The organism is Lentilactobacillus kefiri (assembly GCF_007989105.1).
GTDB classification, from domain to species: domain Bacteria; phylum Bacillota; class Bacilli; order Lactobacillales; family Lactobacillaceae; genus Lentilactobacillus; species Lentilactobacillus kefiri.
The window spans coordinates 1-14,580 of sequence record NZ_BJVK01000044.1 but is presented as its reverse complement, the minus strand read 5'-3'; the positions used below and the strand labels follow the sequence as shown (position 1 = coordinate 14,580).

General features: G+C 41.1%; 12 protein-coding genes. 8 read left to right on the top strand and 4 right to left on the bottom strand.

Features of this window, described 5'->3' with window-relative positions; genetic code table 11:
- The 3 genes from LKE01_RS12115 to LKE01_RS10500 form a co-directional block, all read left to right on the top strand.
- On the top strand, positions 1–1,859 hold a 1,859-nt coding region (locus LKE01_RS12115; protein WP_371861723.1), incomplete at its 5' end, for a DUF5776 domain-containing protein.
- A 247-nt stretch (positions 1,860–2,106) separates the two neighbouring features.
- Complete coding sequence (locus LKE01_RS10505; RefSeq protein ID WP_082619732.1) at positions 2,107–3,645, top strand: DUF5776 domain-containing protein; 1,539 nt, start codon at positions 2,107–2,109, stop codon at positions 3,643–3,645.
- Between the two features lie 177 nt (positions 3,646–3,822).
- Positions 3,823–4,245, top strand: coding sequence for a hypothetical protein (locus LKE01_RS10500; RefSeq protein ID WP_054769741.1), 423 nt, complete (start codon positions 3,823–3,825; stop codon positions 4,243–4,245).
- 83 nt (positions 4,246–4,328) lie between these two features.
- On the opposite strand, the gene LKE01_RS10495 is transcribed toward LKE01_RS10500, so the two are convergent.
- From LKE01_RS10495 to LKE01_RS10485, 3 genes are all read right to left on the bottom strand, one after another.
- A complete protein-coding gene (locus LKE01_RS10495; RefSeq protein ID WP_054769740.1) occupies positions 4,329–4,670 on the bottom strand; it encodes a HigA family addiction module antitoxin in 342 nt (113 codons plus the stop codon).
- A 245-nt stretch (positions 4,671–4,915) separates the two neighbouring features.
- A complete protein-coding gene (locus tag LKE01_RS10490) occupies positions 4,916–5,095 on the bottom strand; it encodes a hypothetical protein (protein WP_056981948.1) in 180 nt (59 codons plus the stop codon).
- 123 nt (positions 5,096–5,218) lie between these two features.
- Positions 5,219–5,704, bottom strand: a complete 486-nt coding sequence (locus LKE01_RS10485; protein WP_056981950.1) for a YbaK/EbsC family protein — start codon at positions 5,702–5,704, stop codon at positions 5,219–5,221.
- Positions 5,705–5,925: 221 nt separating this feature from the next.
- Here LKE01_RS10485 and LKE01_RS12240 point away from each other — a divergent pair, with 221 nt between their 5' ends.
- The 5 genes from LKE01_RS12240 to LKE01_RS10460 all read left to right on the top strand — a co-directional run bounded on the left by LKE01_RS12240 (position 5,926) and on the right by LKE01_RS10460 (position 12,945).
- A complete protein-coding gene (locus LKE01_RS12240; RefSeq protein WP_225364703.1) occupies positions 5,926–6,675 on the top strand; it encodes a hypothetical protein in 750 nt (249 codons plus the stop codon).
- 459 nt (positions 6,676–7,134) lie between these two features.
- Complete coding sequence (locus tag LKE01_RS10475) at positions 7,135–8,775, top strand: hypothetical protein (protein WP_056981953.1); 1,641 nt, start codon at positions 7,135–7,137, stop codon at positions 8,773–8,775.
- Between the two features lie 306 nt (positions 8,776–9,081).
- Positions 9,082–10,689, top strand: coding sequence for a hypothetical protein (locus LKE01_RS10470; protein WP_056981955.1), 1,608 nt, complete (start codon positions 9,082–9,084; stop codon positions 10,687–10,689).
- Positions 10,690–11,044: 355 nt separating this feature from the next.
- Positions 11,045–11,878, top strand: coding sequence for a C39 family peptidase (locus LKE01_RS10465; protein WP_056981957.1), 834 nt, complete (start codon positions 11,045–11,047; stop codon positions 11,876–11,878).
- A 65-nt stretch (positions 11,879–11,943) separates the two neighbouring features.
- Complete coding sequence (locus LKE01_RS10460) at positions 11,944–12,945, top strand: DUF5776 domain-containing protein (protein WP_225364704.1); 1,002 nt, start codon at positions 11,944–11,946, stop codon at positions 12,943–12,945.
- A 90-nt stretch (positions 12,946–13,035) separates the two neighbouring features.
- On the opposite strand, the gene LKE01_RS10455 is transcribed toward LKE01_RS10460, so the two are convergent.
- Positions 13,036–14,277 (bottom strand): SGNH/GDSL hydrolase family protein, encoded by a 1,242-nt coding sequence (locus tag LKE01_RS10455; protein ID WP_056981961.1) that lies wholly within the window; start codon positions 14,275–14,277, stop codon positions 13,036–13,038.
- Between the last annotated feature and the right edge of the window lie 303 nt (positions 14,278–14,580).

The following is a 14,580-nucleotide window of genomic DNA, read 5'->3' as shown; positions in this document are numbered from 1 at the left end:
ATACTAAAATTCATGTAAAGTTTTGGGAAGTAATCAAACAAACTTTACTTTTTACTATTTTTATTGCTGTTTTTGGAGCGTTTATGTCATTTGCCTTGCCGAATAAAGCTTCAGCGAATGTTGTTGGGGAGATGGCCGGACTAGATACTGATATTTGGTACACTGCTAACGGAAGTGATACGCCACTTTTTGAAGGAAAGCCGACTGTTGCACAGCCGTACTATGCCCATTCCCTTAGCATTGATAAATATCATGACCTGGTGATTCATTTTAGGGTAACTAATAATACGGGAACAGTTCAGCCGGTAGAATCATTCTTATATACACCACTATATTTTACGCATGACTTTACCTCTGCCTATCCTTATACTTCAACTTCATTAACATTTGATACTTCACGAGCAAATCAGTTGAGTACTAAAGTCATTGGAAACGATGGAGGAGGTACATTTAATACAATGTACGTCGAATCGTTTAATGACTACAGTACAACTTTTGACATTACCAAGCCTTTAGGCGGAGTATTACAGGCTGAGGGGCTTGGACATTATACCGATTTGGCTGACAAGGGTAGTCTGGAAATTTCGATCCCATTAAAGTTAGCTAGTGACAATTATAACTACAGCGATCCAAGTAGTATTCCATTTGCCGTTACACAAGGTCTTGCTTTTCATGCACCGACCTATTACTGGACTTATCAGTTCAGAAGTTTAAATGTAAGACCATATAAGAATCTTTTGGTTTCTGATTTTAATTCAACAGATTATAACAATTTGATTGGTGCAGACAAGTATAATGGAATTACCAAGATGTTCTATGATAATGTTGGAATGTATGCAAATCAAGATACAATTCCGATTGAGGAAACTGATCATACGAAAGCAACAGTTGATTCTATCACTCCCACAAATGAACCAGGACAATTCAAGATAACATATACCTATGATGGTGTTACTAAGAGTGCCACGGCTACATTGAAATCTTATATCGATGCAAAAGATTTCAGTGTGGCGTACGGAAGCAATTGGAGCTCACAGAAGTTTAACGGTGTGACAAAATTAACTGATGTCAATGGCAATTCAGTCACTCCATCTGATAGTAATGTCACAATTACCATTAAAGATTCCAAAGGGAATACTGTGAACAGCATTGATACTAATAATGCAGGTGCGGTCTATGATGTTACCTATAAGAATATTAACGGTGATTCCAAGACTGTTAAAGTGACTGTTGGCCAACGGAGCCCAATGCCAAACAATAATGGTGGAAACTCCTCAAATAATAACAATTCCAATAATAACAACGGTGGTAACTCCGGAAACAATGCATGGAATCCATCAACACCAAATAATCCTAACGGTACAGGCCTACCAAACTATGCCACCGTTAAAGGTGCTGCAGTTCATGCAATTAAGCGGATTTACATGTATCGCAACGCTAACTTTAAGAAGTCTCAACGCATCGCAACTTATCCAAAAGCAAAACGGGTTAACCGTCCGATGTTCGTAATCTTAGATTATGCCAAATCAAATGGCGGTGCACTTCGCTACAAAGTTCGCGATGTCAATCACAACTCAAAGACTGACGGTAAGATCGGCTACATTACTGCCAATCCTAAATTTGTTATGAACGTCTATTACCAGACGATGCCAAAGAACCGTAAGATTACTGTTATCAGCAAGAGAGGCATCCACGCATATAGAAATGCCAACTTGACCGGTCATGCTAAGACCTATAAGAAGGGCACACGGCTTACAGTTAAACGTTTGGTAAAGCATAACCTAACTACTCGTTACCGGTTAAGCAATGGCACTTATATCTCAGCTAACAAGAAAATGATTATCCAAGGTAATTATTAAGCCAAATAATAAGGAAATCCTCGACAAATTGTTGAGGATTTTTTGAATTGAAAAACGTGCAGATTCTGTCACTGTGTGATAAAGCCACGTTTTTATCTGTATTAAAGGACGCATTGAAATTCGACTAAATATCAGATTTTCACTTGCCTTTATATTGAAGATTATTCAGCCTTCATAATTTCTGTGCATCTCAATATGATATATAATTACTATGTTCGAAATTATATTTTGAGGGGAATTTTAATCTATGAAAAAGAAATATGTTCTTTCACTTATCTGCACAAGTGCCCTTGCAACTTTTATTTTAGGGGCAAGTACTGTTAATTCAACCAATGTTATACCGACAGCCATTACTGCGCATGCAGCTGACACAAGTTTTGACATCAGTAACTTTAAAGATGGTCAGTGGTACCTTTATTGGATGCCGGCCGATAACATCTTTCCACAATATGTAGACAAAAACTATAGTAATCAACCAAATTCTTTAACTACTCCTACTGAAGTACCTGACACGATCATTAGCAATGATAGTGAGAACAATACCGTTGGTCAAACCGTCAAAGTCTCAAAAGTACAGCTCTCTCCTAATAACGTATCTATCGTGGGGTATGCACCTTATCTTACAGACGCAGTCAAAATAGAGGTTAATGAGTATTCTCCGAGCGGTTCAAAAGTGGCAAACCCGGATTTAAAAGTGGAGGCAGCTGATGATCAGCATCCAAATGATAGTTACGGTGTCATTGATGGCATTAATACAATGCAGAATAATAATATTGCGGTTGTCAAAATGACACCGGCTAAGCCAAGCTTGACTGGCACTTTGTATCTTTTCTTTAAAAAAGCCGGAACTGGCCAGTTCAAACCTAGTTACGCATATTACTATGCATTCAACGGTTCAACAACGCCAACCCAAATTGCTAATACGGTAAGTAATAGCACGATTAACGTACCATCAGGATCTAAAACGTTGAAATTAACGCAAACTGGTTATATTGATCCAGAATGGACCGGTGGAGACAGTAATGTCAAAATCGATGCTAATGGGAACATTACTGGATTGGATAATCCAGCAGAAGCTGGGAAAACCATTACTTTCACAGTTAAAGATCAGGCCGTACCTTCAGTTACCCATACCTTTAATATTGTCATCCCTGCCAAGACTCTTCCAAACAATGGTGGCGGGTCATCTAACACGACTGTCCCTTCAACTCCAAGTACTCCTACACCAACTCCAAGTAATCCAAATTGGAATCCAACGACACCTAAGAATCAAGATGGCACAGGGTTACCAAATTACGCTGCTGTTAAGGGCTCAGCCGTTTATGCCACTAAACGGGTTTACATGTATCGCAGTGCTAACTTCAAGAAGTCCCAACGTATCGCAACTTATCCAAAAGCAAAACGGGTTAACCGTCCGATGTTCGTAGTCTTAGACTATGCCAAATCAAATGGTGGTGCACTTCGCTACAAAGTTCGTGACGTCAATCACCACTCAAAGACAAACGGCAAGATCGGTTACATTACTGCTAACCCTAAATATGTAGTGAATGTTTATTACAAGACAATGCCAAATAACGGCAAGATTACCGTTATTAACAAGAAGGGCATTCACGCATATAAAAACGTTAACTTGACCGGTCGTGTCAAGACGTTTAAGAAAGGCACTCGAGTTGCTGTTAAGAGTTTTGCAAAACATAATTTAACTACTCGTTACCAGTTAAGCAATGGCACTTACATCACTGCTAACAAGAAACTGGTTATCCAAGGTAGTTTTAAGCACGATTAATATTAAGGTGATTGGGACGTGCCTCCCAGTTAACACAAAAAGGCTTCGGAAAATTATTCCGAGGCTTTTTCTATTTCCAGACGATTGATACAACCAGCAGCCTCTTAGTTGATAGCGCATTCAAATTGTTGTAGCATTTGATTTGAGAGCAAAAATCTATAGACACGGGATGAGAATATGACAGAAGAAAATAACAAACAAATCAAAAAAGTCAGTCGTGAGAACTTAGACGACATCGTACCAACATTAACCCGAATGATCAGTGATCCGGATGGCAACTTTTCAATCTTTGATTGGGGCCACGGTGAAATCATCGGCATCGTTCAGCATCACCAGGATTATCCAGACACCGCAATTGAAGATGTCTTGAATAACGGCATTAAAAGCGGTCTCGGTTACAAATACGAACCAGTCGATGAGGAACACTTCCGAGTTGATGGCAACGACCGTAAGCTGGTAAAGGGTGTCGTCGCTTCCAGAGACACCGCCGTTTTGATTGACCCACAGATTCCTGAAAACATTCTCGATTATCTCAAGGTGGATATGTTAAACACGTTGGGCGTACCGGGACTGCATTCCGAATATCCGGGTGAATATTAAATTGAAACCAAAATAGACCGTTTCTCGTGTTGTCGACAGCACAGGGAACGGTCTTTTGTTTTCTGTATAAGTTGGCTTAGAATCTAGCCCATATTGACCCAATCATATCTTTTAAGGAAGTTTTCAGATTGATGTTGTTTGTCGTCGTTGACTTGTTCTTCATCTTTTGCTCGACGAAGTTTAAAGTTCGAATCTAAATTAAGCAGCAGTTCACTGGAAATGCCCATAACTTTTTCAATTCGTAAGGCCAAAACTTCATTAATAAATCGTTTACGCTGGAGAATCTCAGAAATATGCTTTTGACTAACACCAAGACGTTCGGCCAGATCGGTTTGAGTAATGTGATAAAACTCCATGGTTTCTTTAATCAAGTCAGCAGCGGAACTTGTATGATATTGGCGAATTTGATTTTCTCGATGCAACATGGCAATCATCTCCTTTAAAACCTATTCAAAGTTAGTATACCGAATTGGTATAATGCCTTCAATAACTATGTGTTGTGGCATCTAATGATGATATCTGGATTGAAGTTAATAATTAAGTCAAAAATAGCATAGAGGGGCACAAATTATAGATAGCAAAAAGGTTTTGGAAATTATTCTTCCAAAACCTTTTTTGCAATAATAGGAACTTTTACAGCAGGCATTGTTGATTCAATCTTTTCCTGCTTTTAATGAAAATACAGTTCATCACATCTGACATAAATATAGTATTCAATCAATTCATAGTAATCTTGAAGGGTCTTGTTACAGCGGATCTCGACCTTATCTTTATCACAAAAGTAAATTCTGCCGTTGTTATATTCCAAATAAAATCCTTTGTCTCGAAATACATGTTGTTCCATATCCATTTCAATCACCTCACTAATTAGTTACGTAAAACAATTTCAAATATTGCTAAGTAAGGTGAAATTCATTCAAAAAATTGGGTTAGTCAATAAGCAACCACTCGGTTACCTTGACTAACCCTTTTATTATCTAATCACAATCGGCACTTTCCCCATCTTGGCCAGCACCTTCACCAAATCCCCATAAGACATCAATATCGTCGCCGTATTCACATTGGGATGGGCTGAAATCTCCGGCATCTTCTGCAGTGATTGATTCAGCAGGACCTTCACCTGGTTATTGGTGTCATGCATCAATGCTAGGGGCGTCACCATACCGGACACCACGCCAAGCAGAGATTCCAATTCTTCTTCGCTGGCGAACTTCAACCGGCTGTGAGCCAAGCCCAACTGATCGGTCAATGATTTGAAATCCACCCGGTGATCGTCGACCAGGTACAAATAATACTGGTCGCTCTTCTTATCCTTCAACAACAAATTCTTCACTTCGGGCAGTCCCTTCGGCGCGTTTGGATCATCCATCGTCCAAATGGCCGGGTGGTCAACCCGCCGATATGTAACGCCCACTGCATCCAGCAGATCCAGGGCTTCTTTTTCTGTCGCCATTTTCATCGAATCACCTCGTTGAATCCATATTATACGAAACTTTCCGCAAAATCCTGCATTTTTCTGAAAAGTTTCAGTAGGGGAACACACTAAATTCCCGGAAATCAAATGATTGCAGGTACCAACTAACTAAAATCTCTGCCGTTGTTCCCATACTTCTTCCTATATATACTATTTTATTGTGACATTGGCCAATGGATCACTAATAAAGACAAGGTGGATTCATAATGACACGAGACGACAAGCAAATTGAACTGTACCAAGATGCATTTAACTTTCTATTGGATGGCGACCATGAATTGGTGGTCTATGGCGTGCTGAAGAAGCTGCACATCACAAAAGGCAATACCTACTATGATGATATGGTTCAAGAGGGGATGCTGTCCTTTGTTGAAAAATACATTCGGGCAATCAATCTCAAGAAAGAACCGGAATATTATAATGCCAAATTTGGTGATACTATCACCGTTGACGTTACCCCTGCTGCAACTGCAGCACTCAAGGTAGCCTTCTACTCAGAAGACAAAGCGAACGGTACATTAACTGCTTTGAAGTCATCTGACTTTGCTTATGACTATCCCGCATTGACCAGTGATGCTCAAACAACTGCTCTCGGCAAGTCAACTGAAACTTCGTTTACTACCACTAAGTTGTTTGGCGAGAACGGTCCGTTCGAAAAAGCCTTCAACAAAGCTGTTAATAGTTATAAAGCAGATGCAGGAACATTAGCTGATGCTTCTAAGACAACAAGTACTACTGGTAATGACAAGATTGGATTCTTTGGTCAATCACTTAACAATGGTACTCAACGTTACTTCTATGTATACAATCCTGGTGATACTTTGAGTAACAACGCCACTAACCAAGCAAAGGGCAATACAATCAAAGTCGTATTGCAAAAGTATGTAACAAGTACTCAATTGCCTGCTGAAGGAACAAAAGATGCTAATGCTAATACAGATTACATCGCTAAGTAATTACTAAACCTTTCCATCGATTTTCAAACACATCTATTTCAAATCTCATAACACAGTACAGCTCTACAAGTTAATAAGGGGGGATCGACCAAAGCAATTTGGCCGGCCCTTTATTATTCTCAAACGCTCCATCCAATATGATAATTAATATTTTGTAGTCGCATATTCAATCAAGCGGTTTATGCGAGTGGATGAAATACTTCAAGCATATTTCATCTTAAAATTTAGAGTCCAAGAAGGCAGGTCGATTAATTTCGATCTGCCTTTTTGGTTGAAAAAACGGCAAACTTAAATCAGCCTTAAAATATACAAATTTTAAGAATATCTATGCACTTTTGACGCATTGTTTTATACATGAAACATTGGTGAAACAACTTAAGAAATTTGTTTAAACACCGTAATATCACTGTTCTCCAAACAGTATATACTATATGTATTCTTTGTAAGGAGGAATGGAAAATGAATAAAAATCTAAAAAGATCAATTTATACAGGAATTGCTGCTTTAAGTTTTGTCGCAATTGCTGGAACCACTGGTGCAACAAATGCCAGTGCCAAGTCATATGCCAAAGTGACTTCGAATAAAGCATTAACGACTGATGCCACCAATCGTAATGTGAATGTCAATGGAACAAATGCTTTATATACAAAGGCTGGTACTTTGAAGGGTGCCAAGACGGTCGCTACCAAAGCTACTTTGTCAAACTTGTCGACATCAAAGAGCAGTGAAAAGAACTGGCGAGCATACCGGGTTGCAACAACCAACCGCGGGTCTGTTTATTATAAGGTTGTATCATTTGATGGTACATACCGCGGCTGGATTTATGGCGGGAAATCAACTTCGTCATTTGCCGGTGGTGTAAAAGCCTATAACACCACAACCGATCCGACTGCCTCAACCGACACCAGTTCTTCAGCATCTTCATACTCAACAACTTATGCCCAGGCTAGTCAAACATCTGCTTTGACAACCGCCCAAAAGGCTGCCACATACAAGATTGCCAACCCAGGTACTTCAAATGATGGCACTGAAGTTACTTATAGTTATCCTGCATGGACTCAATATAAGAAGGGCCGGGTTATTACCGACTCAACTCCATATAAGGATGCAACCTTTAAGATTACTGACGAAACCACCCGTACCCGTGAAGGCGACCTGTGGGTTAAGATTGAAGCAACTGATTCATCCAACAGTAAAGCAAATGGCTGGATCAAATACAGCGGCTTGACCACTCCAAAGTCAACCACGCCAACTTCAACCTTTGACTCTGACACCAGTGTGAAGATTGCCTACCGTGATACGACAACCGGTAAGACTTTATCTACCACCAACACTTGGACAACTTCATCGTCAAGCACCAAGGAAGGCGGCAGTGCCGTTAACTACACCAACTCCAATGGTCAAACAATTGGTAAGTATATCTATAGTAAGGGCGCACCATCCGGTTACAAGATCACCACGACTGACAGCAAAGATTTGGCCACTGACGGAAGCAACGCCACAGTTACACCATCTCTTGCCAACGCAACGTTTGGTGCTACTTTGACCGTTGATGTCACACCAGTTGCTTCAATGACCAAGGTTAAGTATGAAGTTGCCAGTGCAACCACTGGAAATGCCAACTCAACCTTGTCATCAAGCGACTTCCTGTATGGTTATCCTGCATTGACTGCCTCGGCACAGAGTTCAGCATTGCCTGCAGGCGGCTCAACTGATGGAACCTTCACTGTTTCAACTTACTTTGGTAAGGATGGCAGCTTCACGAAAGCCTTGAACAGTACCAGTTCATCAAACAGTGTTCAAACCATCAAGCGAAATAGTGATATCTGGGATGCTAACGGTAATGAATATATTAATACTGATGTGATTGCCAACGGATTAACCGGATTCTTCGGTCAAACCGATTCAAGCAAGTCAACCACGTCTGCCCCAGCTCATTACTTCTATGGATATAACCCAACTAAGACATTGGCTGCCAACGCATCATCTATGAAGAACGGCTCAACTGTCACGATTGTATTTGATCGTTACGCAACCAACACCACACCGGCTTCATTGAATTCTGATTTGAATGCCAACACAGATTACGTTTCAAAGTAACGTCACAGATTTCAAATTCTGCTAAATAACCTCCAATATTTAGAAAAAATGAGATTTGTAGCCGCAAAATGAATCAAACGGTTTATGTAACGTCACCACGATACTCTACAGTTTTTTAACTGTGTAAAATACCGAAAAAGGACGGTCCAAATAAAAGTGGGCCGTCCTTTTGTGTTGGGTCGCACCGTTAAAGATGCTATACTAATATAGATTGGTTAATCGCTGGGGGGAATTTTGGATTCACATCAGAGTTCATATCCAATGCGCTATACCTTTCATAATTTTTATATATTGGAGGAACGTAATTTGAAAAATACTTTGAAAAAATCACTTTTCGTCGGTTTTGCTGCCTTGGGCCTAGTTGCCGCAATCGGTACTGCTAATGCTACCCAAGCAAGCGCTAAAACTTACGCAAAAGTAACTTCTAACAAAGCACTTGGTGGGGATGCGACATCTCGTAACGTCAACTTCACCGGTAAGAGTGCTTTATATACCAAAGCCGGCACATTACGTGGTGCCCGAGTTAAGGCCAGCAAAGCTGTTTTAGGCAGTTTTGCAGACTCAAAGAGCTCACAACACAACGTTCGTGCTTACCGTGTTGCAACTACTAACCGTGGATCAGTTTACTACAAGGTTGTCTCATTTGACGGCAACTACCGTGGCTGGATTTATGGTGGTAAGTCATCAGGTGCCTTTGGTGGTGGTGTTGAGCAATACAACACAACAACTGATCCAACAGCTAACCCAGACGCTAACGGTTCTGTAAATTCAAGTGCTTCAATTAACACTCAAGGCCAAACTAATGGTTTGAGCGCTACTCAAAAAGCCGCAACTTACAAGATCGCCAACCCTGGCACTTCAAATGATGGTACCGAAGTAACTTACACTTATCCTGCATGGACTCAATATAAGAAGGGCCGTGTCATTACCGACTCAACTCCATACAAGGATGCTACATTCAAGGTTACGGATCAAACAACCCGTACTCGTGAAGGTGACCTTTGGGTTAAGATTGAAGCTACTGACGCTGCCAACAGCAAAGCTAATGGCTGGATTTTATACAGTGGCTTGAAGCAAGCTACTCCAGCAACACCAACAGAAAACTTTAACGCTGATACCAGTGTTAAGATTGCCTACCGTGATGTAACAACTGGTAAGACTTTTGACAAGACTAATACTTGGACCACAGCTTCTACTGGTACTAAGCAAGGCGGTACAGTTGGCGCATTAGTCAATGCCAAAGCACAAAACCTTGGTACATTTATTGCTGCTACCGGTGCTCCTACTGGTTATAAGATTAATACTACTAAAGGTGATTTGTCATCAGACGGTAGTAATGCAGTTGTTACTCCATCATTAACCAATGCTACTTTTGGTGCAACTTTGACTGTTGATGTTACACCAGTTACTGCAGGTACTACTGTTAAAATCCAATTAGATGGAAATGGACAAGTTAATACTTCTCTTCCATCAAGCGCATTTTATAATGGTTATCCTGCATTGACCGCATCCGCACAGAAGGATGCATTACCAGCTGGTGGTCTTGCAAGTGGTACATTTGCTGTTTCTGATTTCTTTGGTGCTAATGGTAAATTTACAAAGGCACTTACCGATCCTACTAAGTCAAGCAGTGTAACTACTATTGACGGTTCTTGGGGTAAAAATGATATCGAGAAACCCGATGGAAGTGGGACATGGTCAAGTTATACCGGATTCTTTGGTCAATTAGTTCCTAATACAAACAACCGATACTACTTCTATGTTTATAATCCAACAGCAACCACTAGTGCAAATGCTACATCATTGGCTAATGGTTCATCTGTAAATATCGTGTTTGATCGTTACAGTACAACTGCAACTCCAAACAAGACAAATACTGATTTGAATGCCAACACCGATTACATTGCCAAGTAATCTCTGCTAACATTTCCATGTTTCATATTCTGTTCCAATTCCAGCTCTACAAACTTAATATGTAATGTCGACCAAAGTGATTTGGCCGTCCGCTTTATGGAATCACTTGTTCCGTCAATATGATTTGTAGTTGCACACAGGTAACGAATAATCTGCCGGACGGAAGGGATACTTCAAGCATATTTCTTCCAGGCAGATATAAAAAATAAATCAGCGATCCGATTAATTTCGGGTCGCTGATTTTTTGCGTCCATTTATGATCAAGCCATTTAATTTCAAATTCGTTTACTTTTGTATAGTAACTTTACACCCTGAATAGTATAATTAAATTTATCTTATGACCAGGGAGGTAATCATGAAGAACAAAGCTTTCAGCCCTCTGCTTGGCTTGTTGGGTTTGATGGGGTTCTTTTTTATGGCCTCATTGAACGTCCAGGCAGACACGACGTACGCCAGTGTGTCGAATGTTCAACGCGTGAACTACTATACACATATTCATGCGACTTCCGGGCATGACTACAAAGTCTACAAGTCCGGTGGTTACAATACTTCAGATGCGGCAAAAACGCCGATCGCTTATGCGCATGAGTTCAATAAGCGTAAAGTTCACATCACCCAAACTGAGAATGTTGGGAAGTCGACTTGGGCAAAATTTACATATCGGAATTTTACGGGTTGGGTTTCCTTGAAGGGAACCGATAAGTCTTATCATTGGCTGAACGTTCCCTTGATTGCGCAAAGGCCGGAACTACCAACCGGCTGTGAAATGGTCGCAACGACCATGATGCTTAATTTTGCCGGATCCAAAGTGACCAAGATGCAGCTGGCCAAACAGGTTCCCCGCAGCCGCAATCCCAACAAAGGGTTTGTCGGCAGTCCATACAGTCCAACTGGATGGTATGTCTATCCAAAAGGGCTTATGAAAGTCGTCAAGCGCCATGTTGGCAGTGCCAAGAACATGACTGGCGCAACTGTTAGCCAGCTTAAAAGAAAGATCGCCGATGATCATCCGGTGGTCGTCTGGGTCAACAACGTGGATGGCTTTGTAAACCATGCAATTACGATCTCGGGATATTCCAGCTCAAGATTTTACTACAACGATCCTTGGACAGATAAGAAAACCAGCATGAAGATCAAAACGATGCAGCATCACCGTTCTCGTGATGGCTATCGCGCACTTAGTTATTAATTAATGGAGGAGACTGATCAATGAACACACTTAAGCGAATTACCGTATCCGGATTACTCTCGCTAATGGCATTATTTTTATTCACCGTTGGTTCAACCGCCCATGCAGCAGCTCAATACTATACAACCAATCCTGGCATCATCAAGACTAAGCACAGCCTTGTGCTGTATAAGGATGCTGCCAAGACTCATCAGGCTGCCAAAGTGTCTGCCGGACATTTTGCCAAAATTACCAAGGTTGTCAAACAGGATGGCAAGGCGCCAGTCCTTAAGACCAACACTGGCAAATATGTGACAGCTAACAAAGCATTTGTCCAAAAGACAAGAGGTTATCAGAATCCAAAAAAGTACTACCAGGTTCAATATCATCAAATTAAACCATACGGGAAAGTTGGCTACACCGTTAAGCGCCACTATGAAGGTATCAAGACCTGGTACATTATGCGCAAAATGGGGACCTATGCCGGTTATGACAAATATAATCAGGCAACCTATAATGCAGTCAAAAACTTCCAACGTCGCCATCATTTAAAGGTAACTGGTAATGTGAACGAGAAAACCTGGTTGAAGATGGGCTTTTCCAAAAAGGCCTGGACCGGAATTGATTCTTACATCGCTCCGTTAAAAGCTCATGCTTGGAATGGCCGTTCTGCTCATATTGAAGCAATGATTCATCAGGCATATCGTTATATGGGCAATCCATATCTGGTTGGTTCATCATCCAGTCCTAAATATGGGACTGATTGTTCCGGATTAGTGATGCAGGCACTTTATGCCGGCGGGATTAACCCACTCCCAACCAGCTCCATTCATCATGCTTACCCAGGTAACGAGTGGAACTCTCGTAACCTGTGGGCTGCCAAGAAATTACGCCATGTGGCATATTCCCACCGTCAACGTGGTGACCTGGTATTCTATTATCAACCAGGGACGCATGTGATTTGGCATGTTGCCATTTATCTCGGTAAAAACAGAGTGATTGAAAGCTGGCCACCAAGAATTATGGTTCAGCCGATTAGAAATGGTCAGCGTTCCGATATTGCCGGAATTGCCCGACCGTTTAATTAAAATCCAGAGAAGAGTATTTCTCTCTAGATAGAAAAAAATCTGTAGAAGCAAAAGAGTTACTTTTGTTTCTACAGATTTTTTTGATTAATTTTAATACTGTCCGGCTGATTTAGTAGAAGTGGTTGTCTTCTTCGTTGCAGTCGTTTTGGTCTTTGATTTGGTTGATTTAGTCGTCTTCTTTGTTGAAGTTGACTTTTTAATCTGATCTTTTGGGAAATTGTTAATCATGAACTTGGCAATATCTCTGGCCATCAACTGGTAAGTCTTGGCTGCCGGATGCAATCGACCATCGTTGAAGCGATCAATGTGGTTGGCATCGGTGATCAAGTCAGGATCGATATCATTCCAGTTTAAGAACGGCACGTCATTATCTTGATAGACCTGAGCTTCCGCTGCTCTTAAATCATTCATGGTGTAGCCGCCTTCGCCAACAACATCATCGGAATTTTGGTTGTTGTCATAACGGGTGATTGGCAGGAAGCCGTAAATAATCAAGTTCTTATTCTCAGCTTTCATCTTTTTGATATTTGAATCCAACGTATTTTTGATTTGGTCAATGGTGGCATCACTATGGCCGTAATCATTGGTTCCATAAGCGATCGTTGCAACGTCGTATTTGGCGAAGTTCGTATCGGATACGGTCGTTCCCAAATCACCTGGCGTTGACATTTCCCCGGCATCTGCCAGGAAGGCACCGTTGTATGCGGCGTTATCAACAGTCGTTCCGAGATAACGGGCCAACCAGGTTGGATAACCTGAATCCAATGTTTCGTAGCCATCGTATCCGGCGGTAATTGAATCGCCCATGGTGATTATTTTCTTTGATTTGAAGTAGTCACTGTTTTTCATTGCGATGTTAAACGTTCCTTCCGAAATATCTTGTAAATTACCGTGCCATACCCAGCCGCTTTGCTTGCCGGAACCACTCTTAACATAGTACCAGACTGAGCTGCCTTTGTCCTGGGCCGACCGGTCAATCACGGCTTTCTTATAAGTATACCAGGTGATCTTGGCAAAATCTTTGGCGGATCCCAAAGTTTTGTTCAAGCCGGAGGTGGTGTAAACATATCCACTCTTCATATGATAGGGAAGCGGCTGATCATAACTTTCAGAAGAAACCAGAGATGCAGGTGGAATGACTTTTTCAGTTTTTTTAGATTTTGTGCTTGTCTTGGAACTGGTTGAACTTGCAGAACTTGATGAGCTCGACGAACTCGATGATGTCGGGGTTGGTGTCGTTGGTTCAGTTGACGCAGCACCAGCTGGTGCCATGAACGCAGCGATCCCCAACGCTGCAGAAATAGCAGTTGCTATGTAAAAACGTTTATTCATATCAATTATCTCCTCACAAAATATCACTATGTATTACCTTAGCATGATATTGTTACGAAACCCTTACATGATGCTTACACTAAAATGAAGAGTTTGCGCACAACTTGCTTATTTTTTGTAAATCAATTATGCTTACAAATAGCAAGATACACATTATAATTAACTATAAGTGTGCAAGCGGGGGGAAATCAACAAATGAATACCAAAGCAAAGTACAGCTTAACGCTGCTATTTTCATTGGTAGTTTTCGGGGGCTGTGGGATGAATTCCCATGCTAGCGCGGATACCAGTGAGTCGGCGGCT

Excerpts from the sequence above, each read along its gene's own strand:
- LKE01_RS10505 (WP_082619732.1), top strand. The coding sequence starts at position 2,107 with ATGAAAAAGAAATATGTTCTTTCACTTATCTGCACAAGTGCCCTTGCA.
- LKE01_RS10455 (WP_056981961.1), bottom strand. The coding sequence starts at position 14,277 with ATGAATAAACGTTTTTACATAGCAACTGCTATTTCTGCAGCGTTGGGG.
- LKE01_RS10495 (WP_054769740.1), bottom strand. The coding sequence starts at position 4,670 with ATGTTGCATCGAGAAAATCAAATTCGCCAATATCATACAAGTTCCGCT.
- LKE01_RS10490 (WP_056981948.1), bottom strand. The coding sequence starts at position 5,095 with ATGGATATGGAACAACATGTATTTCGAGACAAAGGATTTTATTTGGAA.
- LKE01_RS10475 (WP_056981953.1), top strand. The coding sequence starts at position 7,135 with ATGAATAAAAATCTAAAAAGATCAATTTATACAGGAATTGCTGCTTTA.
- LKE01_RS10460 (WP_225364704.1), top strand. The coding sequence starts at position 11,944 with ATGGCATTATTTTTATTCACCGTTGGTTCAACCGCCCATGCAGCAGCT.
- LKE01_RS10500 (WP_054769741.1), top strand. The coding sequence starts at position 3,823 with ATGACAGAAGAAAATAACAAACAAATCAAAAAAGTCAGTCGTGAGAAC.
- LKE01_RS10485 (WP_056981950.1), bottom strand. The coding sequence starts at position 5,704 with ATGAAAATGGCGACAGAAAAAGAAGCCCTGGATCTGCTGGATGCAGTG.
- LKE01_RS12240 (WP_225364703.1), top strand. The coding sequence starts at position 5,926 with ATGACACGAGACGACAAGCAAATTGAACTGTACCAAGATGCATTTAAC.
- LKE01_RS10465 (WP_056981957.1), top strand. The coding sequence starts at position 11,045 with ATGAAGAACAAAGCTTTCAGCCCTCTGCTTGGCTTGTTGGGTTTGATG.